Here is a 23,605-nt window from a genome sequence, read left to right as displayed (position 1 = left end):
CTGCAGCATAGAAAATTAACTGATCACCGTGAGATACGGATAACGAATCACGATGGCAATTACGGACATCGCCATTAAAGTTTGCGCGGAATAGTACGTGACCATCACCACTTGCCGAGAAAATACCGAGTAACCACCAAAGCGCTCAAAAGCCAGCACCGTGCCGGAAATGATGAAGATAAAACTTCCTAACACCGCAAACGAAGATGACTGCGTTTTCCCACTTAGATAATACTCAATGGCCATCCAACACATGGTCATCAAAACCCAAATGTAGATCGCGACAGGGATTCTTTCTTTGCCGAGGTCAGGTCGAAACAGCCAGTAAAAGCAAATGCCGAGCCCAAACAAAGCAATAGGAAGCCAAGGAGTGAAATGCCATGCCGACATTAAGCTAAAGCCATAACTGTAGGACAAATGAGCAGAGCAAAATAGGCTTAGACCAATGATGAACTTATCTCGCGGCAACATCAGTAGTAAATCACCGAGTAGTGACAACGATAAACCCACTAATATCCACTGAGTGTAAGGCAGTTGACTCGCGGGAGAATTAAGCAAAATGCCAATCATCACAAGTACAGGCAATGGCTTTGATACGTAAAATAGCCATTTCGGCCCTTTACGGACACTTATGATGTGTATGAATGCTAATACAACGACAACTAGCCACATATATAAAGAACTCTCGAACAGACAAACGTGAGTAGCGTAGTGCTACTCTAAACAAAAAGATCTAACAAATGCGTAAGTTAGACCTTTGATTTCAATTTTATTTTTTGTGTATGTAAAGCTAAACGGTCGCCACTTTACTGACCAACGCGAACACTTAATTTTGTGCATTAATTGTTGTTTTTAGAATGCCCAATATTTGAACGCGTTGAAGCTTACAAAATAGCATAAAAAAACGGTATTGTGACCGTTAAGTCACAATACCGTTAAACCCTAGAAAGGGCAGTGAACAGTTGTTGCTGTTATGAGACGGCTAATTCTAAAATTTCACGGCTGCGTTCAAGAGTAATCGCTTGGTTTTCACCCAGAACCGTCATTCCGTGTTTGTTGAGTTGGTCAATGATGGCATCGATCGCTTGCTCGCGGCTTTCACCGTAGTTGTCTAGTTGAGTTGCTACACCAAGTTGGTGGTAGAACGCTTCGATGGCTTCGATAGTGCGTTCTGCAAGATCATCACCAGACTCCAAACCAAATACATTACGACCCATTTGCTCAAGCTTTGCGCGCTTAAATTGCATCTGGTTACGCAGCAGTGATGGTTGGATGATGGCAAGAGAACGTGCATGATCAACGCCCCAAAGTGCAGTCAGCTCGTGACCGATCATGTGCGTAGCCCAATCGTGAGGAACGCCGCTACCAATCAAACCATTCAATGCTTGGTTTGCAGACCACATGAGGTTTGCGCGCCATTGGTCGTCATCGCGCTCTGCGAACTGTTCGCCAAGCGTTTTTAGAGTTTTTAGCAAGGTTTCTGCGTAACCGTCTTGTACCATCGCTCCAGTAGGCAGTGTAATGTATTGCTCACATACGTGTACCCACGCATCCACAATGCCGTTGATAAGCTGACGTTCAGGCAGCGTTTTCATTACATCTGGATCTAAGACTGCAAATTTAGGCTGTACAGCAGGAGACATGAACGGCAGTTTGTCTTGAGTTTCTGCTTTTGTAATCACTGCACCCATGTTGGATTCTGAACCAGTTGCAGGTAGCGTTAGGATAGCCGCAAGCGGTGTTGCTTCTGTCACTTGATGCTTACCGATCATAATGTCCCAGCCGTCACCATCGTACTTTGATGCTGCCGCAACGTATTTAGAACCGTCGATAACCGAACCACCACCAACAGCAAGAATAAAGTCGATGTTTTGATCTTTTACGATAGCGACCGCTTTATCCAATGTTTCTTTTGTTGGGTTTGGTTCTACACCAGAAAACTCAGACCATTCGTGGCCAGTGAGCGCTTCTGCTACTTGGTCGTATACGCCGTTCTTTTTGATTGAGCCGCCACCGTAAATCACCAAGACCTTTTGATCCGCTGGGATCGCGTCTTTGATTGCTGCGATTTGTTGTTGGCCAAAGAAAATTTTGGTTGGGTTGACATAAGAAAAGTTCATTGCAGACCTCTTGTTTCCAGTTGAGGAGATTGAATACGTGCATATTAGTACGACTTTTTGTCGTGTTGTAGGTCGATTTCTGTAAATTACTTGCCTATTTCTACAAAATTGTTGTTATAACGCTGGAATCGGAAACAGAAGAGAAAGTATAGTGAGAAAAATGACAACAGAGCGTAGACCGATTGACGGTTTATGGAGCATTACATGAACACATTAGCCGAAACCATGCAGCAGTATGTTGAAAAGCATGATCTGCACAATTTAGAAGGCATCAAGCAAACCGCTATCGAAGGCGTTTGGTTTTATCGCAGTAGCAAAGGCAATAACCGTCAACCATTTGTGTATCAATCAGGGATCATTGTGCTTGGCCAAGGGCATAAAAACATCCATATAGGGCAAACGCCAGTTCAGTATGGTCCGGATGACTATTTGGTGGTGGGTGTACCTATGCCTCTAGAGTGTGAAGCATTTGCCACCAACAATGAGCCTTTGCTCGGTATTTCTATCGACATCTCGCCCACGCTGCTGCACAAACTTGTGAAAAAGCTCGAAGCACAGAAATTCAGTAATATCTGCGAAGATTCTAAACGTTGTGGCCTCAAATCGGTTCGAATGAACGACGCCATGCTCGATGCTTGCAAGCGATTAATGAAGGCGCTTTGCAACGATTTGGATGTGGCGATATTGGGCGAGTCCTTACTAGAAGAAATTGTCTATCGAACGCTTGTAAGCAAAGAAGGGCACGTGTTGTTTGAATTGGCTCACCAAGAAGGTTCCTACGCGAGAGTAGCAAAAGCACTCAATCGTGTTCATGCCGAATATCATGAGCAATTGAATGTCCAAACATTGGCGGAAGAGGCCAACATGAGTATCTCGGCATTTCATCAGGCGTTTCGGAGCGTAACCTTAGAATCACCTTTGCAATACATCAAAAAAGTACGTCTCAATAAAGCGAGAGATTTGATTCAACTCGAAGGGAAACGAGTCAACGATGCTGCTCGACTTGTAGGCTACAGCAGCCCATCACAGTTTAGTCGCGAGTACAAGCGACATTTCAATGAAACACCAAGGTCAACAAAGGCATAGTGATCTTTATTTCAAAATGACGACTTTTTTCGCCTTTTTTATTAATTTGCGAGTCACTTATTTATTCGAATTATAAAATTAGTTGCTGGTGCCAAATAATAGGTATTTTGTTGCAACCATTTAGTGGATTCTTGAGAGGTGGTGTTGAAAACTCGCAAATACATAGTGTGAAATTTCCAACTTGTACTTAAGTTATTTTACGTCGAAATAAAAGTAAGAACGTGTTGTTTCAAACACGTTTAATATTGTTTTAACAATAACTTAAGGAAGAGCGATTATGCACCTTAAAAACGGGAAAGCAGTGAAAAGTGTCTTTACGCTAAGTACGCTGACTGCATCTTGTCTATTGGCCTTCAACAGCTACGCAGCGGTTGATTGTGCCCCTCTAGAAGTTTGGGATTCGTCAAAAGTTTATAATGGCGGCGACCAAGTTCAGCACGAAGGTAACGCATACAAAGCGCGTTACTGGACGCAAAACAATAACCCTGCACAAGCTGGCCAGTGGGGCGAGTGGGAATCTCTTGGTGCTTGTGATGGAACAGGTCCTGTTGATCCACCACAAAATGAAATCCCGACGGTGACTCTAACCGCTCCTTCTGCGTCGGCATCTATCACCGCTGGTGAAGTGGTTAACCTAGCCGCAGATGCTGCAGACACTGATGGCACAATTAGCAAAGTTGAATTCTTTGTTGATGGTGCTTTAGTTGGTCAGTCTACTTCGGCTCCTTTCACTGCATCTTGGACTGCAACTGAAGGCGTACACGAGTTTTCAACTAAATCTTATGATGACGCTGGCGCGGTAAGTACTGCAAGTTCAGTAACGCTTACGATTGCTTCAGCTCAGCCAGGTAATGAAGCGCCTACAGTGGATGTTGCGCTTTCAGCTACTTCAATCGACTTAGGCGGTACTGTTACGCTTACTGCTAACGCAGCAGACGCGGATGGTAGCATTGCTAAAGTTGACTTCTACGTTGCTGGCGCTTTAGCTGGCACAGCAACAGCTGCCCCTTACACACTAGACGTAACGCCTTCAAAAGCGGGCGCTCTAGCGGTATACGCGAAAGCGACAGATAACGCAGGTGCAAGCACAGACTCTGCAATTGCTACGTTAACTGTAAATGGTGGAGCAGTGGCATCTAACTGTCGTCCAGACGGTCTTTACCAAACAACAGGCGTGGACGTACCTTACTGTTCAATCTACGACGAAGAAGGTCGTGAGAAAATGGGGGCGGATCACCCACGTCGTGTCATCGGCTACTTCACGAGCTGGCGCGCAGGTGATGACCCACAATCAACTTACCTTGTTAAAGACATTCCTTGGGAACAGCTAACTCACATCAACTACGCGTTTGTGAGCATTGGTTCTGACGGTAAAGTGAACGTTGGCGATGTTAATGATCCAAACAACGCTGCAACTGGCAAAACATGGCCAGGTGTTGAAGTCGATCCTACGCTTGGTTTCAAAGGTCACTTTGGTGCACTAGCAACTTACAAGCAAAAACACGATGTTAAGACGCTAATCTCGATTGGTGGTTGGGCTGAAACCGGCGGTCACTTCGATGCAAATGGCGATCGTGTTGCTGATGGTGGCTTCTACACAATGACGACCAATGCTGATGGTTCTATCAACCATGCTGGCATTGAGAAGTTCGCAGCTTCTGCAGTTGAAATGATGCGTAAGTACAAGTTCGATGGTCTGGATATCGACTACGAATACCCAACATCAATGGCTGGTGCTGGTAACCCTTACGATAAAGACTTCATGGAACCACGTCGTCAGTACCTATGGGCTTCTTACCAAGAGCTGATGAAAGTACTTCGTGAAAAACTAGATGCAGCTTCTGCTCAAGATGGTACGCATTACATGCTGACTATCGCAGCGCCATCATCTGGTTACCTGCTACGCGGTATGGAAACCTTCGATGTAACTAAGTACTTAGACTACGTAAACATCATGTCTTACGACTTGCACGGTGCTTGGAACGATCACGTTGGCCACAACGCGGCATTATTCGATACAGGCAAAGACTCTGAGCTAGCACAGTGGAACGTATACGGCACAGCAGCTTATGGCGGTATTGGTTACTTGAATACTGACTGGGCTTACCATTACTTCCGTGGTTCTATGCCAGCAGGCCGTATCAACATCGGTGTTCCTTATTACACCCGTGGTTGGCAAGGCGTAACTGGTGGTGACAATGGTCTTTGGGGCCGAGCAGCGCTACCTAACCAAGCTGAGTGTCAACCAGGCACAGGTGAAGGTGAGAAGAACAACTGTGGTAACGGTGCTATCGGCATCGACAACATGTGGCACGATTTAGATCCACAAGGTCGTGAAATGGGCGCAGGCTCGAACCCAATGTGGCACGCGAAGAACCTAGAGAAAGGCATTTGGGGTTCTTACGCTCAAGCTTACGGTCTAGATCCAGTGAACGATCCTTCTGACAAATTGGTTGGTACGTACACTCGTAATTACGACAGTGTTGCTGTAGCACCTTGGTTGTGGAACGCGGAGAAGGGCGTATTCCTATCTACAGAAGATAAAGCTTCTATCGAAGTGAAAGCGGACTACGTTATCGATAAAGAAATCGGCGGTATCATGTTCTGGGAACTAGCAGGTGACTACAACTGTTACGTACTAGATGCAAATGGCAACCGTACTGCTATCGATGCAACTGAACAAGCGTGTGCTGCAGGTAATGGTGAATACCACATGGGTAACACTATGACCAAAGCTATCTACGACAAGTTTAAGTCTGCAACGCCTTACGGTAACAAAGTAGCGACTGGTCCAACACCAACTGAAGCAGTAGACATTACTGTTAGTGTTGGCGGCTTCAAAGTTGGCGACCAAAACTACCCAATTAACCCTAAGATCACATTTACGAACAACACAGGTCAAGCGATCCCTGGCGGTACTGAATTCCAATTCGATATCCCAGTATCTGCGCCGGACAACGCGAAAGACCAATCTGGTGGCGGTTTGAAAGTGATTGCTTCTGGACATACTCGTGCAAACAACATCGGTGGTTTGGATGGCGTAATGCACCGCGTATCGTTCTCTCTACCAGCATGGAAAGATCTGCCAGCAGGCGGTACTTACGAGCTTGATATGGTTTACTACCTACCAATCTCTGGTCCTGCGAACTACTCAGTGATTTCTGGTGGTAAAGAGTTTGCGTTCAAGTTTGAGCAACCAGACCTACCAATCGGTGACCTAAACGCGGGTACTGGCGGTGGCGGTACAACTGAACCAGGTTCTTGTGATACTGCTGGTTTGGTAACATACCCAAATCTGCCACAAACTGACTGGGCAGGTAACCCAAGCCATGCAAACCAAGGTGATAAAGTCATCCACAATGGTGTGGTTTACCAAGCAAACTGGTGGACGGCTTCTGAACCAGGTAGCGACGGTAGCTGGGCTACAGTATGTAACATCTAATCATTATTGATTAACTGTTATTACCTAACTTTCATAGGTACTTAAACAAAAGCGCACGGTAATTATCGTGCGCTTTTTCGTTCATGTTGTCGTTTGAATTGAGGACTTTCAGAACTGGTAGCTCTCCGGTATAACAACAATGCCTTTTTCTGAGATTTTGAAGCGTTTGGCGTCTTCAACCTTATTGATGCCGATTTGTGTATTCGGTGGTATGCGAACGTGTTTATCGACGATGCAATTCACCAGTTGGCTGCCTTCACCGACTTCTACATCATCAAAAATGATGGAATCCACAACGGTCGCGCTGTCTTGAATGCGCACATTTGATGAAATGATCGAGTGCTGGACTGAGCCACCTGAGTTGATAACACCGGTAGCTATGATCGAGTTGATGAAAATACCTTCGTTTCCTGTTGCAGAAGAGACGGTTCTCGCTGGTGGAAATTGAGGTTCGTAAGTGCGGATAGCCCAGTTAGATTGGTAAAGGTTCATCGGAGGTACTGGTTCCAATAAATCCATATTTGCTTCATAGAAGGAGTCAATTGTCCCGACATCACGCCAGTAACAATCTTTATCGACACGACCTTTGCTGCCACAAAACTTGTAAGCGTAAACCGATTCGGTGTCGATCAATTTTGGAATAATGTCGTTGCCAAAGTCATGGCTAGACGTTTCCAGTTTCGCATCTTCGGTCAGCGCTTCTTTGAGCACATCCATATCAAAGATGTAGATCCCCATTGATGCAAGGCTCTTGGTTTTATCGTCTGGAAGAGTAGGTGGGTTTTCGGGCTTCTCGACAAAAGACTTAACCAGTCCGTTTTCAGCGATTCCCATAACTCCGAAAGCAGAGGCGTCCTTTACTGGAACATCCATACAAGCGACGGTCAGCTTTGCCCCTTTCTCTTTATGCTCCTCAAGCATCGCTGCGTAATCCATACGATAAATATGGTCACCAGATAACACAACAACGTATTTTGCGTCGTTCCGCGATAGTAACCACAAGTTGTGGTAGATGGCGTCGGCGGTACCCTCATACCATGCACCACCTTTGCGCATTTGAGGCGGAACTGCCGTAATGTACTCACCAAGTTCGGGATTAAAAATCGACCAACCGTCACGAAGGTGCTTTTGTAGTGAGTGAGATTTGTATTGAGTAAGCACTAGAATTTTACGTAAACCTGAATTAAGACAATTGGTTAGCGTAAAATCGATGATTCTGTATTTGCCGCCAAATGGTACCGCAGGTTTGGCTCGATCATCAGTGAGTGGGCTAAGTCGTGAGCCCATCCCGCCTGCTAAAATTACAGCGAGTGCGTCTTGCATAATATTCCCTTTCCCTTGTTCTACATGCGTCTAAACCGTGCTTAACCGGAGGAGGTGTTATACAACGCAACAATTTAGAATGACATGTGCTGGTTTGTTTGTTAGCTACTGCAAACTGTAGTACAAGAATCGCGCCATTGAATATTTCTTTAAAAATCAAAATGATGAATTTTGTGACCGAGAGTTGATGCACTATATTAGTGAATTAAAAAATAGGCAATGCATCATATTGGGGCGGTATAGAATCTGGGGATTTAAAGAGATTATTGATTTACAATGTAAAACCTATTAAAAACAGAAAGATAAAGGGAGCTGTCTAGCTCCCTTTGTGTTTGATTTCATTTAAATGATGCTCATTATGACAAACCGATGATATTACCATCTTCATCAAGGTCAAGATTCATAAACGCTGGCTTGTCAGGAAGACCGGGCATGGTCATAACGCTACCCGATAATGCGTACACGAAGCCAGCACCGGCACATAAACGCAGTTCACGAATTGGAACAGTAAAGCCAACTGGCGCGCCTTTTACTGAAGAATCGGTGGTGATAGAAAGTGGCGTTTTAGCAATACAAACAGCTAATTCGTTAAACCCTAGTTTTTCAAAATGAGCCAATTGCTGAGTTGCAAGTTCACTCATTTCAACATTTGTCGCACCATATCCAGCTTCACACACAGACATCAGCTTCTCCTGAAGGGATTGATGTTTCTGATATAGAGGTCGGAAATTCGTGGTTTTTTCGCAAGCATCAACGACATGTTGTGCTAGATCTCTCGTACCTTCACCACCTTGGGAAAAAGCAGTGCTGATAGCGACTTTAACATTTGGATCGAATGCGTGAATGAGATCTTGAAGCGCGATGAGTTCTTGTTCGCAATCTTGAGGGAACTGGTTAATCGCAACAACGGCTGGGATTCCATATTTATGGACGTTCTTGATGTGCCACTTTAAGTTTTCAAACCCGGCTACCAATGCCGCTTGGTCAGGCGAGAAAATCGAATCTGGAATTGCCATGCCAGGGCGCAAGTCGTAGTGGCCGGAGTTCGCTTTAAGGCCTCTTAACGTCGCAACAATCACCACACAGTCAGGCGCTTTGTTGGCAGCCGCTGCTTTAATATTACAGGCTTTCTCAAATCCCATGTCAGAGCCAAATCCTGCTTCAGTTACCGTGTAACGCGAAAGTTTTAACGCAATCTCATCAGCGATAATAGAAGAATTGCCATGCGCAATGTTAGCAAAAGGGCCTGCGTGGATCAGAGTAGGGACACCTTCAAGCGTTTGCATCAATGTTGGTGCAATGGCTTCTTTCAACGTTACGGCCATCGCACCTGCTACTTGTAAATCTTCTGTGGTGATAGGCTGACCGTCGAGATCATAAGCAACAACAATTTTGCCAATGCGCTGACGTAAGTCTTTAAGATTTTTTGCCAACGCAATAATGGCCATCAACTCGGATGCGGCTGAAATATCAAACCCTTCGTTACGCTCAAATCCGTTAATGGTTTTGCCATGTTCGTTCAAACCAATTTTGACCATGCGAAGTGCACGGTCGTTGTGGTCCATCACGCGTTTCCAAGTAATGCTTTCAACGTCAATTTTTAATGCTTTTAAACCAGTTCGAGCTTCAAAGGCGTCATATCCTTCGCGCTGCTCGTGGAATAAGCGCGCATCTAAAGCTGCAGACGCTAAGTTGTGTGCAGCCGTAACGGCGTGAATATCACCCGTCAAATGCAAATTGAGCTCTTCCATTGGCGCAACTTGGGAATATCCGCCACCTGCGGCACCACCTTTGATGCCAAAGACAGGCCCCATTGATGGCTGTCGAATACATGCCATCACGGATTGCTTTAGCTTCGCCAGTCCTTGAGCAAGGCCAATGGTTGTCACGGTTTTGCCTTCACCTAGTGGAGTTGGGGTAATCGCGGTGACCAGAACCAATTTGCCGTTTTGGTTGTCATTCAGGCGGGCTAAACACTTAGGGTGTACTTTGGCTTTGTATTTTCCATGTGTATCAAATTCTTCAGGCAATAGACCTGCTTTTTCAGCGATAACATCGATGGAAGATAACGGTGTGTTTCGGCAAATTTCAATATCAGACTGCATGGATACTCCCAAATATGGCTAACACGCGGCGTTCAACATCAAGCAATCTATGTAGACTGTATCGTTGTTGCGCAAACGTTTGCGCGAAAATAATACTGGTTAAAAATTAGGTGTAAAGAAGTTCGTGCGCCTTCGCGTGCTACATAGTAACAAAATCCACTAAATACTGCGCTAGATCAAAACAAAAAGGCCACCAAACGGTGACCTAAGTATATTTTTTGCTCTAAAGCTAACCTTCTTAGCGATCCCAGTAGGTCTCTTCTAAGCTGTCTTCGCGTTCTGGCAGAGCTCGCGATAGGCGAGGAGAGTGCTGAGTTAGCACTTCGTAGCTCACGCGGTTCGCGTATTTACAAATTTGAGAAAGTGATGAATACGTCAGACAGCGTACTTCGTGTTTCTCTGAAGTAGGCACTTCTTTCTGATGGAAAGAGTTTGCAGCCATGTCATGCAGCAGTGCAGACAGTGCAGCATCACCCGCGCCATTCGTATTCTTAATTTCTAGAGGGCCACCAAGGTATGGACCGATGTGTGAATACACTTTCATTGGATTCACACAATCTTCTTTGCGCATTGCGCGGCTGAACTCAAACTTGTTGAATTTCTCAATAGAGCTTTCAAGAATATCGTGTGTAGTTTCACGTTTCACTTTTTCGTCAGTGTAACCTGCCATGTAAAGACCGTTTGGCCCTGCAGTACAAAGAACAAGATTTACCCACTCAAGTGCTTTATCCGCAGCAGCGAGTGGATCGCTTTCGCCTGTAAGCGCCGCGCCTTCTTCTTCATTCATAGCCACAACAGATACGTTTTCACGAATGTACTCTTGCCACCATTCCGCATTGCCTTCAATCACGTACTTTGTACCTAGAGTAAGAACAACAGGTACATCGTGCTTCTTGGCAAAATCAATCGCACGTTGTACTGCTTTAGGCATTGGGTCTTCTTCTTTACCGCGCATTAGGTACGAAGAAACAACAAGCGCAGACGCTTTCTCAAATACTTCTTCAGGAATGCTTTCTGGAAGAAGTTGATTCATGTGACCTTCGTTGATCGCGAATGTACGTTCACCATCTTGAGAGATAAGGGTGTAGCAACGACCAATCGGACCATCTACCGTTTGTAGGTGGTTTAGGTTCATGCGTGAAGACGTACGGCAAAGGTAGCGGTAGGCGAAAGAACCCACTTGAATGTTCTTTGACATTACGCCAAGCAATACAGATTTGCTGTCTGCTAGAACAGAATAATTGTGCAGCGTGTTACCAATAGTATCGCCAGGGTACTGGTGTGTGATCAGCCCTTGCTCTACTAACTCTTCATACAATGCATCTGCTTTGCTCTCTTCAAGAACAAGAGAATGTCCTTTACTTAGATTGTATTTTTCTAGAAACGCATCATCCACACGAGCTTCGATATCTACGATGGTTTGACCAACACCGACAATGGTTGGGCGGTATAGCTTAGGCGCTTGTCGAATTTGGTTGACTAATGGATCTCGAGCGTGAGTTGGGAAGTAGTGTTTAGATTTACGCTGACCAGGAAACTTCATGCTTGTTCTTGAGTGAGAAAAAAAAGAGGCGGGATTGTATCACAAAAAAATGAAAATCGTGGTGTTTTATTGCAAAGAAATTTGCCCGCTGAAAAATGCAGCGGGCTGACGAATTCGTAAGCGAATTGAGCTTAATTTATCTTAGCTTCAGTCGGTTGGATGTAAGCTTTCGTACCCCAAAGAGGTACAGTTGATAGACTGTGTTTGAAGCTGCCTGATGTCTCTTTAGTTGAGTAAGAAAGGTACATCAAGGTTTGATTTTCTGGATCATAAATACGGCGAATCTTCATCGACTTGAAGAAAACGCTCTTGGACTTTTTAAATACCACTTCACCTGATTTGCTCTTATCAATTTTAGTAATCATCTCAGGTGTAATTTCACCAGTTTGACGGCAAGAAATTGAACTGTCGCTTGGGTCCGCTAAACTGAAGTCCGCTTCGATGCTCGCTACATGACAAGTGACGCCTGGAACTTCAGGGTCTACGAGCGTATTCAGTTTTATGTCTTTCATAGTAAACATACCCAAAGAGACATCACCAACCTCATCGTTGCCACAGCCCGCAAGAATGGTAACCAAACCTAAAGCAAGCAAACGTTTTTTCATTATTCCGTCCTTAATTAGAAAAATATATAGATTCAATCTATCAGACGTTGGCATCTAAAACAAAATTTGGCGCAACCTCAGGACTTTAGCTAGGTTTGTTAAGGGCTTCATGCTAATGTACCGCTTCAAAGCGAGTTCATGTTTAAGAGTTGAGTCAATGCGATATAGAAAACCCTGTTAGGTTTTCGGAATATTGGCGTGATGGCTCATATACAGCCCTCGTTTTTGACTCGCTACTACTCTGTAGCCTGAGATATTTAAGGTACTCAAATGAATGAACAGCAGTTAGCCAGCATCGAACGCAAAAATGCGTGGCTGCACGATCTCGTCGAAGTTGAATTTCCCACTCCTGAAAGCTTGAAAGGTCGCGAAACCTATTTCCAAGCAATAAATGCTCAAGAATACCAAATCGTTGCTAAAGACTCCTTGTTGGAAGGCGAAGCGAATTTGCAGGCTGATGACATTTTCCTCGTGGATTTTCATCGACTGACTATTATGTTTTCGATTCTTCAGTCTCAACGTTGGGAAGAACAGTATGACCAAGAGATGATAGTTGAATACCTTACCCAAATTATCTTAACGCCGGATTTTGAGTTGTACGTTGGTTTTAAAGATGGCAACCCGGTGGGGGCCGCCATTGCAAGTAGCTATGAAGGTAACACGCTGATTTCTGACGTGGCCGTTTCTCAATCTTTAGATAAACAACAGTTTTCAGCGGATATTGCGAAAAGACTTAATAGTGATCACAAATTATGTGACACAATTATAATAGAAAGTTGATCAATATCGGCTTCATTTAAAAATGAAGCGCTACTATATGCAGCATTGCATTGGTTCGGCTGGGTAAAAAATGGTTAAGCGTTTAGCGCGTTTTCTCACTCTTTTGTTGTGCATAGGAACGGTTGCCGTACAAGCAGAGGAAACAAATTGGGAGCTCAAACGAGTTCTCGTGCTTCACTCCTACGATCCGTCTTATCAATGGACTAATGACATTCAGGCGGGAATCGAAAAGGGGTTCAAGCAAACTGACGGCGAAGTCAAACTTTCCATTGAATATTTGGACGCGAAGCGTGTTCATTCCGAAGGCTATTTGCAACAAATGGCGAGTTATCTTCGGTTTAAATATCGAGCTTATGAATTTGATGGTGTAATTATCTCTGACGACGCAGCCATGCGTTTCGTCAGAAATTATTTTCAGAACCCCAAGCGCAATGTTCCTATGGTCGCGATTGGGATTAATGATAAAGGCTCTTCTCTCGATACAGTAAGTACAAATGGCAGTGTGATTTACGAAGAAGATCGCGTGGTCGAAAACATAGCGCTGATCAATCGTTTGCGTCCCCGTATCAAAAATTTGTATTACCTTGCCGATCGCAGTGTGACCTCAGAACTGATATATCAACGCGTAAAAGCAGAGATGAACAAGTTTCCACGTATCAATTTGATTGAAATCAGAGACGCGAGCCTACAAGAGGCGGCAAATCAGCTTTCTACAGTCAGTGCTAATGATGCGGTTTTGTTGACTCACTACAATACGGAAGGGGATTCAGGTAAATATCACACCTACAGAGAAGTGGCTCGAGCTATTGGTGCAAAAAGCCGTGCCCCCGTGTTTGTGATGTGGGAACTCTATTTAGGCGAGCCGGGAATACTGGGTGGCTTTGTGAACCGTTCTGAGCAATTTGGTTATGAAGCTGCGGAGATAATGGCGAGTAAGATGGGGATGTCTCTGACGTCAGCGGCGCATGCGCTGGCTATCACTGAAGCGGTCTTGGACTATAAGGCGCTCACAAAGTATGAAATCAGCCATTATGACATCCCTAAAAACGCTGAAATTCTTAATGCGCCACCGCCACTGTTTAAAGTAAACCTCAAAACACTGTTGTTCACGTGCGGCATTATTGTGCTGCTTTCTCTTGTTGTTGTGATTCAGTTTATGACTATTCGCCAACGCAAAGAGATTGATAAGAAAAATAGAAAAATTGTGTTGCTTCAAAAACGAACGCTAAACGTCCAAAAAGAGATGATTCACGTATTGGGTGAGGCGATTGAAAGTCGCTCTGGAGAAACTGGCCAACATGTAAAACGTGTAGCTAAACTGTCTCGTCGTTTGGCTCAACTTTGCGGATTGACGCATCGTGAAGTGGAAATGATTGAAATCATTAGCCCTATGCACGATGTCGGTAAAATCTCCGTGCCAGAATCGATTCTCGATAAGCCTGGCGCATTGACAAGTTCAGAGCGTGAAATCATGAAGCAACATACCATTAAAGGTTATGAGTTGCTGAACATGAAAGAGGGCGACATCACCAAATTAGCAGCGGTGGTTGCCTACGAACACCATGAAAAATGGGACGGTACAGGTTATCCAAATAATCTAAAAGGTGAGGACATTCATCTCTTCGCACGCATTGTCGCAATTGCTGATGTATTTGACGCATTATTAACAGAGCGTTGCTACAAACGGGCTTGGACAATTAATGAAGTCGTCGATTGGTTTAAGTTGGAACAAGGCAAACACTTTGACCCAATATTATGCCAACTGTTGCTAGATAATTTAGATGACTTCATCGAAGTTCGATACATGTATCCTGATGCATAACAAACTGAGCAAGATTACATTCGGTGATCTTGCTTAGAAAAACAGGAATTGCTTTTCCCCATTTCTACGAAATGCCAAGTCTGTCGTTTAAACAAATCTAAACTCAAATATGATTAAGCCATACATTTGTATTAAAAAATAAGTTTGATCAGCGACATCGACAAATGCGTCTAGGGGAAGGCTATGGCAATTACCAATATTAAATGCGTGATTTTTGATTGTGATGGCACGTTGGTCGACAGTGAGCGTTTATGCTGCCAAGCACTAGTGAATGTATTTAATCAACACGGTGCAGAGTTAACGATGGAAGAATGTGTTTCTCACTTTAAAGGTGGAAAACTGGCCGATATTCTTCTTGATACCAAAGAGTTGATGAACATTAATGTTCCTATTGATGTTCTTGAACCCCAATACCGAACAGAAGTTCAAAAATTGTTTGTTCGTCATTTACAACCAATGGATGGCGCTAAAAGGCTGATCCAATTCCTCGACTCTCACAATATTGAATACTGCGTCGCGTCAAATGGTCCCAAAGATAAAATTGAATACGCACTTGAGTTAACCGGTCTGCTTGATGCATTCAAAGGAAAAGTATTCTCTGCGTTTGAAGCAAATAGTTGGAAACCTGAACCTGATTTGATCATGTACAGCGCGATGAGCATGGGCTTTTTGCCTAGCGATTGTTTGTATATCGATGATACACCCAAAGGTGTAGAAGCAGGGTTGAATGCCGGAATTAAGACGGTCCAGCTATTTAATGGTGAGGCAATTAACCGAGTCGACGATGACCGAGTTATTCGCATTCAACATTTGGATGAATTAAAAGAGCAGCTCATGGGCTGCTCTGTTTAACCGTTTAATGACGAGAATGACTTAGGTTATGAATTTGTTTAATTTTTGACTGTAAATATGGAGCTTGGTAAAGGCATTGAATGGATGAGAAATTTTTCGTGTGGAATCCACAAGCAGCACACGTGAATTTTTCACCGTTTGATGAGATTAAGTATTCATCACATTGGCAAATAGGGCAGTTTAGGTTTTCGTTGTCTTTTGTATCGTTGTAATTATTCATATTGTTTTCCAGCAGCAAATTGGAATTGGCAGGTTAAGCATAGCGGAACGCCGTCCGCTTGAACATTATTTCATCAGGTACAAGGAGAACTTGAGATTCACTTCAAAATAAACCGTTTCCCAATCGGTATTTGATCAATGCTATTTTCCTTTCACTCCTCAAATAGACTTCAAATTATTCAATAAGTTCGGTTTTATTACACCAAAGAATGAGTACGAGACAAGTACGTAGAGAAAGTGAATGCGAGTTATATTCTCGAAACAAATAAGTGAATACAAATGTAGAAAATAAAGGCTCCCAATTAGGAGCCTTTATTTGTTATTACCTTGTTATCAAGCAGTGCGGTAACGCTCTAATACTTCACCGAGTGAAACCGACGCTTTAGTTAAGTTCGCGACACCAACAGTAGACTGCTCCGCCACTTCTCGAATTGTGCTGGACTGAGTACGGATATCAGCAAGCTCAGAGGCGATATCATTCGCAACCGCACTTTGTTCCTCCGCGGAAGTGGAGATTTGAATGCTCATGTCCATCAATGAACGAGCCGAGTCCGCAATCGCTGTGAAATCTTGACCAATTTCATCGATCAACTGGCTGCTTGTTTGAGCTTGCTTGACCGTTCTACCAGTAATCGAAGCGATGTTTTGGCTTTCCGATTGCAGCTTCTCAATCATGGCTTGGATTTCTACCGTGGCTTGTTGTGTACGACTTGCCAGCGTTCGGACTTCATCGGCTACAACGGCAAAACCGCGGCCTTGTTCGCCTGCGCGAGCCGCTTCGATAGCGGCATTGAGAGCTAACAGGTTGGTCTGCTCAGAAATCGCATTAATGGTCGTGATGACATCATTAATCTGCGTAGTGTTTTCATTTAAGTTGGTGACTGATGAAGAAGCTTGCTCGATGTAGCTCGACAAGGTTTCGATCTCAGCAATAACGTGCTGTACACGGCTACGGCTCGTTTCTATTTTTTGTGCATCTTGATCCGATTGCATGGTCGCTTGTTGAGAGATGCTCGAAACCTCTTTGGCAGACGCCGTCATTTCTTCCATTGCGGTTGCGACAGAATCAAGTGTTTGGTACTGGTGCGTAATCTGTGTTTCGCTCAGTTTCATGTCTTGTTCAAATGCAGATGACGTTTCACTTAGCGTATTGGCGTTTTCTTTTACGCTATTGACCAGTTCGCTTAATGTATCCATCGACTTATCTAGTGCGCAGCCAATGGTGCCAAACTCGTCACGGCCAGGGTGAAAGCCCAATCGAGAAGTTAAGTCACCGTCACCAATTTTCTCTGTTGTGGTGTATAGCACCCACAAAGCACCTCCGATGAATGTCGCTACCCAATAGCAAAATACTGCAAACGGTAAAACCCATAGAAAACTAAGAAGGAAAGAGGTAAGGGCGTCGGAGCGCAGGGCGTTGTATTGATTGCCAGCGTGCTCGGTCAATCGAACAAGCTCACCCGCAGAGGTTGTGCCATAAACCGTGGTAACGCCATCTGCAAACAAGCTCTTTTGTTGATGGTTAGCTTTTGAGATACCAGTAATTTGATAGATATCTGTGGGATTAGCTTCGATGATGCCATCTAGTTTTGCTTGCACGTTGGCGATAGATTGTTGCTCGAACTGATGCAAATCATTTAGGTATCGGCTTCCTGCTACCGAAGTGAGTGCCACCAGAAATAGGAGGAAAATAACCCACATTTTGTCGTTGATAGACATCTTAATAAATAGTCGGTCTATCGTTCTAAACTCAACTTCTCTCATTGATTACTCCATTAGAGATAAAAGATATTGAACAAATCTATGGGTATATCGAAACAAAATATGCGATGCGAATCAGCAAAATATGTAACGAAGGGTGAGTTTATTTTACAAAATGAGATCTAGGGTCGCCTATAACAGTATGTTATGTCTTTTAATGATAGAAATATCGATGTAATTCCAGCTATCTAAGTGAAGATGGCAGAGAAGAGTAACGATGCTGCAATCGTTTACTTATGATTATGCTCATAGGTTTTTAAATCTTTACTTTTCGCTGTCATGAATGTGTCATATAAAGTCTATAAAAAGGAGTTGCTGTCACCGAATGAAATAGGAATGGTGGCAGTAAGTTGAAACCGCAATGTTTCATAGTTTCATAAAGGAGGTCACAATGAGCGACCAATACCAAAACGACGAAAGCCTAGAGCTGCTAGATGCGCTTGAAATTGGCATTATTTTGTCGGAATACGTTGGCTCTGACAACGAAAACGAATAGTACCGTTTAGTACTCTCTTTACGTTCTTTTAGACGTTATACTAAGTTCATGAAACACCGAGCCAAGAAGGGCGAAAGACGGTAAATGAACTTTTTAGCCCACCTGCATATTGCAGATCACTGTAATAGCCATTTTATGGGAAACTTGCTTGGAGACTTCGTCAAAGGAGATCCAAGCAAGCTATACGATTCTGACATTACTAATGGCATCAAACTCCACCGCTTCGTTGACCGAATTACCGATCATCACCCTATTGTCGAAGAATGTAAGCCACATTTTAAAGGCGTAGCGAGACGCTTCGCGCCAATTGCGCTAGACATGTTTTGGGACCATTGTTTAGCCAAGCATTGGAATGATTTTCATCAAGAGTCGTTAGACGACTTTGTCGAGTTCGCATTTCAAAAAGTAGACCAAGATGTTCACAAACCGCTTCCTGCGCGTTTTATGTTATTGCATCAACGCATGTGGCGGGGCGGCTGGCTGCAATCTTATCAAGATCTCTCCAACATCGAGTTTGCACTGCATCGGATGTCTCAGCGAAGCCCGAGAATGGCCGACTTGACGACAACGTTTGAGGTGTTAGATGGTGAATACGCAGCGTTAGAGGCGAATTTCTCAGAGCTTTATCAAGACGTGCTGCGCCAATCACTTGAATTTCACCAACAGCTAATCAGTTCATAACTTAATCCTTTGGCGAAGAGGTAGTATGGCTATGGCGGCTCTGGTAAACTCTGCGCTCCAAAAATTATGAGGTTTATCATGTCCGTTAATTTTGCTGATCTTGGCATTGAACAACAGTTAGTCGAAACGTTGAACAATATGAATATTGTGACGCCAACGCCAGTCCAAGAAAAATCGATTCCACACGTACTGGAAGGCAAAGATCTTCTTGCGGCTGCGCAAACGGGTACCGGTAAAACGGCGGCATTTGGTTTGCCGATTATTCAGGCGGTACAGCAAAAGAAACGTAATGGCACACCTCACGCCCTCATCCTAGTTCCAACTCGTGAATTGGCGCAGCAAGTGTTTGACAATTTAACGCAATACGCGGAACACACGGATCTACGTATTGTTTGTGTGTACGGTGGTACAAGTATTGGCGTGCAAAAGAACAAGTTGGAAGAGGGCGCGGATATTCTTATTGCTACGCCGGGCCGATTGTTAGACCACTTGTTTAACGGCAACGTAAACATTTCTAAAACTGGCGTGTTGGTGCTTGATGAAGCTGACCGAATGTTGGACATGGGTTTTTGGCCTGATCTGCAACGCATTCTTCGTCGACTACCGAATGACAAACAAATCATGCTGTTTTCTGCGACGTTTGAAAAACGCATTAAAACCATCGCTTACAAACTGATGGATTCTCCTGTTGAAGTGGAAGTGTCTCCAGCGAATACAACGGCAGAAACGGTTAAGCAGATGGTGTATCCAGTTGATAAAAAGCGTAAGCGTGAGTTGCTAGCGTATTTAATTGGTTCACGAAACTGGCAACAAGTACTTGTTTTCACTAAAACCAAACAAGGTAGCGATGAGCTTGCAAAGGAGCTCAAACTGGATGGTATCAAAGCGGTTTCGATTAATGGTGATAAATCGCAAGGTGCTCGCCAGCGTGCACTTGATGAATTCAAGCAAGGTAAAGTTCGAGCCCTGATTGCGACAGACGTGGCGGCTCGCGGTCTAGATATTCAAGAGCTTGAACAAGTGGTGAACTTTGATATGCCATTTAAAGCCGAAGACTACGTACATCGTATTGGTCGTACTGGCCGCGCGGGTAAATCCGGTTTGGCCGTTTCGTTAATGAGCCGAGATGAAGAATATCTGCTTCGTGCGATCGAAACGTTGTTAGACCAACGTTTGCCTCAAGAATGGCTAGAGGGATTCGAACCAAGTCTAATCGAAGAGGTAGAACCTGAGCGTGATGGTGGCGGTCGTCGTAAGAGTCGCTCGTCAGAAAAGCGCAAACTAAAAGCAAAACTCGCGATTCATAAAAATCGTGGCAAGCACCGCAAGTAATCCAGGAATTCAAAGGCAGCGGTGCTTAACAAGACGGTCTTAGGCCGTTTTGGCTTCCTCGTACATTTCTAGGGTTTGAGGCATCGCAAGCAAGTAGCCTTGGTACATATCGAAACCGAGTTTTTTCATTAAGTTAAGTTGATGCTCGGTTTCAATTCCCTCGATAACGGTTTTTGAACTCAGTTCTTTCGCGAGCGCTAACGCTTCTATTAACGCAGAAAAATCCCCGTCTTCGTATTTCAATAGCAGTGAACGATCCATCTTTATGATGTCTGGTCGAACGCATTTCACTCGCTCGATGGTTGAGGCATTAATGCCGTAGTCGTCAATAGCAAGTTTAAAGCCTCCGTCACTCAGTTCTTTCGTCGCTTTGTACAGAAAGGACTCATCGCCTGCGCTTAATTCAACTAACTCCATCACGATTTGTTCTCGACGTAAATCCGCCTCACAAATAACTTGCTTCAGTAGATGGCTGTATGAAAGGTCCTTCGCCAGCATTTCTGCAGCTCTGGGAAGCACATTAAGAAAGAGCTTTTTGTTGCGGTAACGAGATTGCCCAAAGTTTTTGATGTGAATAAGGCGACTAAGTCGCTCGACATTAAGTTGAACATGTTCAGAGATGGAAGGAGATTGGAAAAAGAGATCCGGACGTATCATAGAACCATCAGCAGTGCTGATTCGCACTAAGGCTTCCAAGCCGATGATGGAAAGATCCTTTTTATAAATGGGTTGGAAGACACTGCGAAGTGTCAACTCCTCATATTGCGCGATGTACTGCCCATCTACTTGTTTAGAAATGCAGCCAAGAAGCTGCGAGATGCTCATCATTATTACGACAACCTAGATCAATGGTTTTTGATTGGCGTTACATGGACACCAACTTTGATTTCAGTAGTCAGAATCTAATTGGGCTAGGCCATATGAGGCAAGAGGGTTAATACGAGATGATTAGATTTATCGAGCCGTATCAAACAAATGTATGAATAGACTGATAATCTACCTGTTGCAATTTGATACTACCACTGTAATACGGCGTACAACTGCAAGTACTTTCGAACCAGTTGCTGTTTGTTAGAACGACGCAAAGGGTGGCCAAATTTGATGTAACAAGGGCTGATACCAAAGCGAGTATCAAGGGATTGAGTGAGCTGAGATTCACTGGTGTAAAGAGTGATGCCTTGCTCAGTGTATTCGTTGATTTGATCCGGCAATTCGCCCATCCACCAATGGAGCAGTTCTCGGCTGGTTTTACTGCGACTGATCCAATGATCGCAAACAAGAAAGAGTAGGTCGTTAGGTTGGAGAGCGTAGCCATATTCGCTTTGCCATTCGGTAATTGAAGACAACAAGTTTTCGCGACACGATTTACCGGCACTGACCATGTGATGGCTTAACACCCAAACCGTTCCAATCTCAGAAGAAATGCGATAGTGGTGAGGTAGGTCTGGAGCGTCGAGTACTTCAATCGGTCTTACGATGCTGTTGTAACCAAAATGACGGAAGGTGTGTTCCATGCGGCGAGAAAATGCAAGACCAAGATGGTGTTCACTCATACCTTGGTTATGTACGGCAGGATAATGCTTCTCACACAGTTTAAGACAATCGTCCTGAAAATCATTGACACTTTGGATCACTAGGTCGAGTAGCAAAGAATATCCCTTAATGGTTAACAAAACGAACCGCAAAAGGTTAGCATAGTCTTTTCAGAATAGACTAATTTAGATCAGCAACTTCTTGATCTAAACACCAAAATTAGAAGCAATACGAATTTGGGGTGATTAAAGGCTACACAATCGAGACGAAACTCGATTATTTCGTAACGGTTAGCGAATTCCCCATTAAGCCGCACTAAAAGGAACACGCATGATTAAGTTAGAAAGAGCCCAAAAAGAAACATTAGCGTCGGCAATTCAAGATTATATGCAGGATGAACTCAGCATTGAGATTGGCCAGTTTGACAGCGAATTTCTGATAGATTTTATTACCGATAAACTAGGCGCAGTCTATTACAACAAAGGCGTTGAAGATGCGAAAGCCGTGATAGAACGTCGAATGCTTGAAATGTCTGATGAGCTTTACGAGATAGAGCAAGAAGTATCAATTTAAGCTTTTGCGCATTAAATACGCCAAAGTTCCTTCAAAATTTTCGAACAAGTTGATAGATACGGTGCGATTGGCTGGATGTAAAGGATGGTAAATAATCTGTTTCATATAAGGTAAATAGGTTAATGTTGTGTTTCTTGCTCAACATTAACTTAGGAATATATCTAGGAACGTGAGATGGAAACACTGGTAAAAAGCTATAACCTGCCTGCTCGAGTAATGCACTGGCTTTCTGCGCTTTGCATTATTGGTCTGTTTGCTGTGGGTTTGTGGATGGTCGATCTTAGCTATTACAGCGAATGGTATCGAACTGCGCCACATTATCATCGCTCTGTCGGTATTCTTCTGGCCATTCTTACTGTGGGTCGCATCGTGTGGAAGCATGTTACGGCGTCACCAAAAGTAGAAGGCAGTCGATTTGAAGTCGTCGCAGCTAAAGCGGCACACGGTGTGATGTATTTATTACTTCTCACAATCTTTGTTTCAGGTTACTTCATCTCTACATCTGATGGTCGCGGTATTGAAGTATTCAATTGGTTTACTGTACCCGGCGCAGGAGAATTATTTTCTGGTCAATCAGATATCGCAGGTGAAATTCACTTCTATGCAGCTTGGGCTGTGATCCTAATTGCAGGTTTACACGCTGTCGCTGCGCTCAAACATCACTTTATCGATAAAGACAACACATTAAGAAAAATGTTAGGAGCTTCAAAATGAAAAAGTCACTCTTCGCTACAGGACTAGCAATTGCTATGGCACTGCCTTTAGGTGCTCAGGCTGCAGACTACGTTATCGATACGAAAGGTGCTCACGCGTCTATCAACTTCAAAGTTAGCCACTTAGGTTACAGCTTCATCAAAGGTCGTTTTAATACTTTTTCTGGTGACTTTTCTTTTGATGAAAAAAACATTGCTGGATCAAAAGTAAACGTAGTAGTTGACACCACAAGCTTAGACTCAAACCACGCTGAGCGTGATAAACACATCCGCAGCGGCGATTTTATTGATGCTGGCAAATACAGCGAAGCGACTTTTAAGAGCACGAAAGTGGTTGATAAAGGTAATGGTAAGCTAGACGTAACGGGTGATCTAACGCTACACGGTGTGACTAAGCCTATTACTATCGAAGCTGAGTTTGTTGGTGCAGGTAACGACCCATGGGGTGGTGAGCGTGCTGGTTTTGTTGGCACAACTCGTCTAGAGCTTGCTGATTTCGATATCCCAGTAATGGGTTCATCAAGCTACGTTGATATGGAACTGCATATCGAAGGCGTGAAGAAGTAATTACGCTTTAAATAAATGAAAGCGCTCTTGGTTTCAAGAGCGCTTTTTTATT

At 43.9% G+C, this 23,605-nt stretch carries 19 protein-coding genes; 10 read left to right on the top strand and 9 right to left on the bottom strand.

The features are described from left to right. Window positions 1-15: 15 nt before the first annotated feature. Together BIW15_RS11750 and BIW15_RS11745 are read right to left on the bottom strand one after the other, a co-directional pair. On the bottom strand, window positions 16-672 hold the full coding sequence (locus tag BIW15_RS11750) for a lysoplasmalogenase (protein ID WP_005454274.1): 657 nt from the start codon (window positions 670-672) through the stop codon (window positions 16-18). Window positions 673-971: 299 nt separating this feature from the next. After that, entirely contained in the window at window positions 972-2,120 is a 1,149-nt protein-coding gene (locus BIW15_RS11745; protein ID WP_005498772.1) for an iron-containing alcohol dehydrogenase, read from the bottom strand. 204 nt (window positions 2,121-2,324) lie between these two features. Here BIW15_RS11745 and BIW15_RS11740 point away from each other — a divergent pair, with 204 nt between their 5' ends. Continuing rightward, on the top strand, window positions 2,325-3,206 hold the full coding sequence (locus tag BIW15_RS11740; RefSeq protein ID WP_005454346.1) for an AraC family transcriptional regulator: 882 nt from the start codon (window positions 2,325-2,327) through the stop codon (window positions 3,204-3,206). A 277-nt stretch (window positions 3,207-3,483) separates the two neighbouring features. After that, entirely contained in the window at window positions 3,484-6,648 is a 3,165-nt protein-coding gene (locus BIW15_RS11730; protein WP_029840743.1) for a chitinase C-terminal domain-containing protein, read from the top strand. 108 nt (window positions 6,649-6,756) lie between these two features. Here BIW15_RS11730 and glgC read toward each other — a convergent pair whose 3' ends face one another. From glgC to BIW15_RS11710, 4 genes are all read right to left on the bottom strand, one after another. Further along, window positions 6,757-7,971 carry a glucose-1-phosphate adenylyltransferase gene (glgC, locus tag BIW15_RS11725; protein ID WP_005498778.1) on the bottom strand — a complete coding sequence of 405 codons (1,215 nt, stop codon included), beginning with the start codon at window positions 7,969-7,971 and terminating at the stop codon, window positions 6,757-6,759. A gap of 356 nt (window positions 7,972-8,327) precedes the next feature. After that, complete coding sequence (locus BIW15_RS11720) at window positions 8,328-10,076, bottom strand: formate--tetrahydrofolate ligase (RefSeq protein ID WP_077281075.1); 1,749 nt, start codon at window positions 10,074-10,076, stop codon at window positions 8,328-8,330. 238 nt (window positions 10,077-10,314) lie between these two features. Continuing rightward, window positions 10,315-11,619, bottom strand: coding sequence for an inosine/guanosine kinase (locus tag BIW15_RS11715; RefSeq protein ID WP_077281074.1), 1,305 nt, complete (start codon window positions 11,617-11,619; stop codon window positions 10,315-10,317). Window positions 11,620-11,750: 131 nt separating this feature from the next. After that, window positions 11,751-12,224, bottom strand: a complete 474-nt coding sequence (locus BIW15_RS11710) for a CreA family protein (RefSeq protein WP_005454218.1) — start codon at window positions 12,222-12,224, stop codon at window positions 11,751-11,753. A gap of 270 nt (window positions 12,225-12,494) precedes the next feature. On the opposite strand from BIW15_RS11710, the gene BIW15_RS11705 reads away from it, so the two are divergent. The 3 genes from BIW15_RS11705 (at window position 12,495) to BIW15_RS11695 (ending at window position 15,678) form a co-directional block, all read left to right on the top strand. Beyond that, window positions 12,495-13,004, top strand: a complete 510-nt coding sequence (locus BIW15_RS11705; protein ID WP_020842098.1) for a hypothetical protein — start codon at window positions 12,495-12,497, stop codon at window positions 13,002-13,004. 70 nt (window positions 13,005-13,074) lie between these two features. After that, the gene (locus BIW15_RS11700; protein ID WP_077281073.1) at window positions 13,075-14,826 is read left to right on the top strand and encodes an HD domain-containing phosphohydrolase; all 1,752 of its coding nucleotides are present in this window, start codon (window positions 13,075-13,077) and stop codon (window positions 14,824-14,826) included. A gap of 183 nt (window positions 14,827-15,009) precedes the next feature. Then, on the top strand, window positions 15,010-15,678 hold the full coding sequence (locus BIW15_RS11695) for an HAD-IA family hydrolase (RefSeq protein WP_020842100.1): 669 nt from the start codon (window positions 15,010-15,012) through the stop codon (window positions 15,676-15,678). 552 nt (window positions 15,679-16,230) lie between these two features. Here the strand turns inward: BIW15_RS11695 and BIW15_RS11685 are convergent. Further along, entirely contained in the window at window positions 16,231-17,661 is a 1,431-nt protein-coding gene (locus BIW15_RS11685) for a methyl-accepting chemotaxis protein (protein WP_031850472.1), read from the bottom strand. 577 nt (window positions 17,662-18,238) lie between these two features. On the opposite strand from BIW15_RS11685, the gene BIW15_RS11675 reads away from it, so the two are divergent. Both BIW15_RS11675 and BIW15_RS11670 read left to right on the top strand, forming a co-directional pair. Further along, window positions 18,239-18,835, top strand: a complete 597-nt coding sequence (locus BIW15_RS11675; protein WP_025556278.1) for an ACP phosphodiesterase — start codon at window positions 18,239-18,241, stop codon at window positions 18,833-18,835. 78 nt (window positions 18,836-18,913) lie between these two features. After that, window positions 18,914-20,167 (top strand): DEAD/DEAH box helicase, encoded by a 1,254-nt coding sequence (locus BIW15_RS11670; RefSeq protein ID WP_005479127.1) that lies wholly within the window; start codon window positions 18,914-18,916, stop codon window positions 20,165-20,167. A 39-nt stretch (window positions 20,168-20,206) separates the two neighbouring features. Here the strand turns inward: BIW15_RS11670 and BIW15_RS11665 are convergent, their stop codons facing one another. Together BIW15_RS11665 and BIW15_RS11660 are read right to left on the bottom strand one after the other, a co-directional pair. Further along, window positions 20,207-20,995: an EAL domain-containing protein gene (locus BIW15_RS11665; RefSeq protein WP_015313218.1), complete on the bottom strand. Its 789-nt coding sequence runs from the start codon at window positions 20,993-20,995 to the stop codon at window positions 20,207-20,209. A 188-nt stretch (window positions 20,996-21,183) separates the two neighbouring features. After that, on the bottom strand, window positions 21,184-21,816 hold the full coding sequence (locus BIW15_RS11660) for a hypothetical protein (protein WP_015313219.1): 633 nt from the start codon (window positions 21,814-21,816) through the stop codon (window positions 21,184-21,186). A gap of 214 nt (window positions 21,817-22,030) precedes the next feature. On the opposite strand from BIW15_RS11660, the gene BIW15_RS11655 reads away from it, so the two are divergent. The 3 genes from BIW15_RS11655 to BIW15_RS11645 all read left to right on the top strand — a co-directional run bounded on the left by BIW15_RS11655 (window position 22,031) and on the right by BIW15_RS11645 (window position 23,553). After that, window positions 22,031-22,273, top strand: coding sequence for a DUF2164 domain-containing protein (locus tag BIW15_RS11655; protein ID WP_005454378.1), 243 nt, complete (start codon window positions 22,031-22,033; stop codon window positions 22,271-22,273). Between the two features lie 174 nt (window positions 22,274-22,447). Beyond that, window positions 22,448-22,987: a cytochrome b gene (locus BIW15_RS11650; RefSeq protein WP_077281072.1), complete on the top strand. Its 540-nt coding sequence runs from the start codon at window positions 22,448-22,450 to the stop codon at window positions 22,985-22,987. Further along, entirely contained in the window at window positions 22,984-23,553 is a 570-nt protein-coding gene (locus BIW15_RS11645) for a YceI family protein (protein ID WP_017447579.1), read from the top strand. The genes BIW15_RS11650 and BIW15_RS11645 overlap by 4 nt, the downstream gene beginning before the upstream one ends. Window positions 23,554-23,605: the final 52 nt, after the last annotated feature.

This window comes from Vibrio sp. SALL6, assembly GCF_002002385.1.
Classification (GTDB): domain Bacteria; phylum Pseudomonadota; class Gammaproteobacteria; order Enterobacterales; family Vibrionaceae; genus Vibrio; species Vibrio parahaemolyticus.
The sequence above is the reverse complement of the archived record's forward strand: the minus strand, read 5'-3'. Positions and strand labels throughout refer to the sequence as shown.

Coding starts and splice junctions, on each gene's coding strand:
- BIW15_RS11715 (WP_077281074.1), bottom strand. CDS start 11,619: ATGAAGTTTCCTGGTCAGCGTAAATCTAAACACTACTTCCCAACTCAC.
- BIW15_RS11645 (WP_017447579.1), top strand. CDS start 22,984: ATGAAAAAGTCACTCTTCGCTACAGGACTAGCAATTGCTATGGCACTG.
- BIW15_RS11750 (WP_005454274.1), bottom strand. CDS start 672: ATGTGGCTAGTTGTCGTTGTATTAGCATTCATACACATCATAAGTGTC.
- BIW15_RS11730 (WP_029840743.1), top strand. CDS start 3,484: ATGCACCTTAAAAACGGGAAAGCAGTGAAAAGTGTCTTTACGCTAAGT.
- BIW15_RS11665 (WP_015313218.1), bottom strand. CDS start 20,995: ATGATGAGCATCTCGCAGCTTCTTGGCTGCATTTCTAAACAAGTAGAT.
- BIW15_RS11710 (WP_005454218.1), bottom strand. CDS start 12,224: ATGAAAAAACGTTTGCTTGCTTTAGGTTTGGTTACCATTCTTGCGGGC.
- BIW15_RS11650 (WP_077281072.1), top strand. CDS start 22,448: ATGGAAACACTGGTAAAAAGCTATAACCTGCCTGCTCGAGTAATGCAC.
- BIW15_RS11720 (WP_077281075.1), bottom strand. CDS start 10,076: ATGCAGTCTGATATTGAAATTTGCCGAAACACACCGTTATCTTCCATC.
- BIW15_RS11685 (WP_031850472.1), bottom strand. CDS start 17,661: ATGAGAGAAGTTGAGTTTAGAACGATAGACCGACTATTTATTAAGATG.
- BIW15_RS11655 (WP_005454378.1), top strand. CDS start 22,031: ATGATTAAGTTAGAAAGAGCCCAAAAAGAAACATTAGCGTCGGCAATT.
- BIW15_RS11695 (WP_020842100.1), top strand. CDS start 15,010: ATGGCAATTACCAATATTAAATGCGTGATTTTTGATTGTGATGGCACG.
- BIW15_RS11675 (WP_025556278.1), top strand. CDS start 18,239: ATGAACTTTTTAGCCCACCTGCATATTGCAGATCACTGTAATAGCCAT.
- BIW15_RS11705 (WP_020842098.1), top strand. CDS start 12,495: ATGAATGAACAGCAGTTAGCCAGCATCGAACGCAAAAATGCGTGGCTG.
- glgC (WP_005498778.1), bottom strand. CDS start 7,971: ATGCAAGACGCACTCGCTGTAATTTTAGCAGGCGGGATGGGCTCACGA.
- BIW15_RS11740 (WP_005454346.1), top strand. CDS start 2,325: ATGAACACATTAGCCGAAACCATGCAGCAGTATGTTGAAAAGCATGAT.
- BIW15_RS11700 (WP_077281073.1), top strand. CDS start 13,075: ATGGTTAAGCGTTTAGCGCGTTTTCTCACTCTTTTGTTGTGCATAGGA.
- BIW15_RS11745 (WP_005498772.1), bottom strand. CDS start 2,120: ATGAACTTTTCTTATGTCAACCCAACCAAAATTTTCTTTGGCCAACAA.
- BIW15_RS11670 (WP_005479127.1), top strand. CDS start 18,914: ATGTCCGTTAATTTTGCTGATCTTGGCATTGAACAACAGTTAGTCGAA.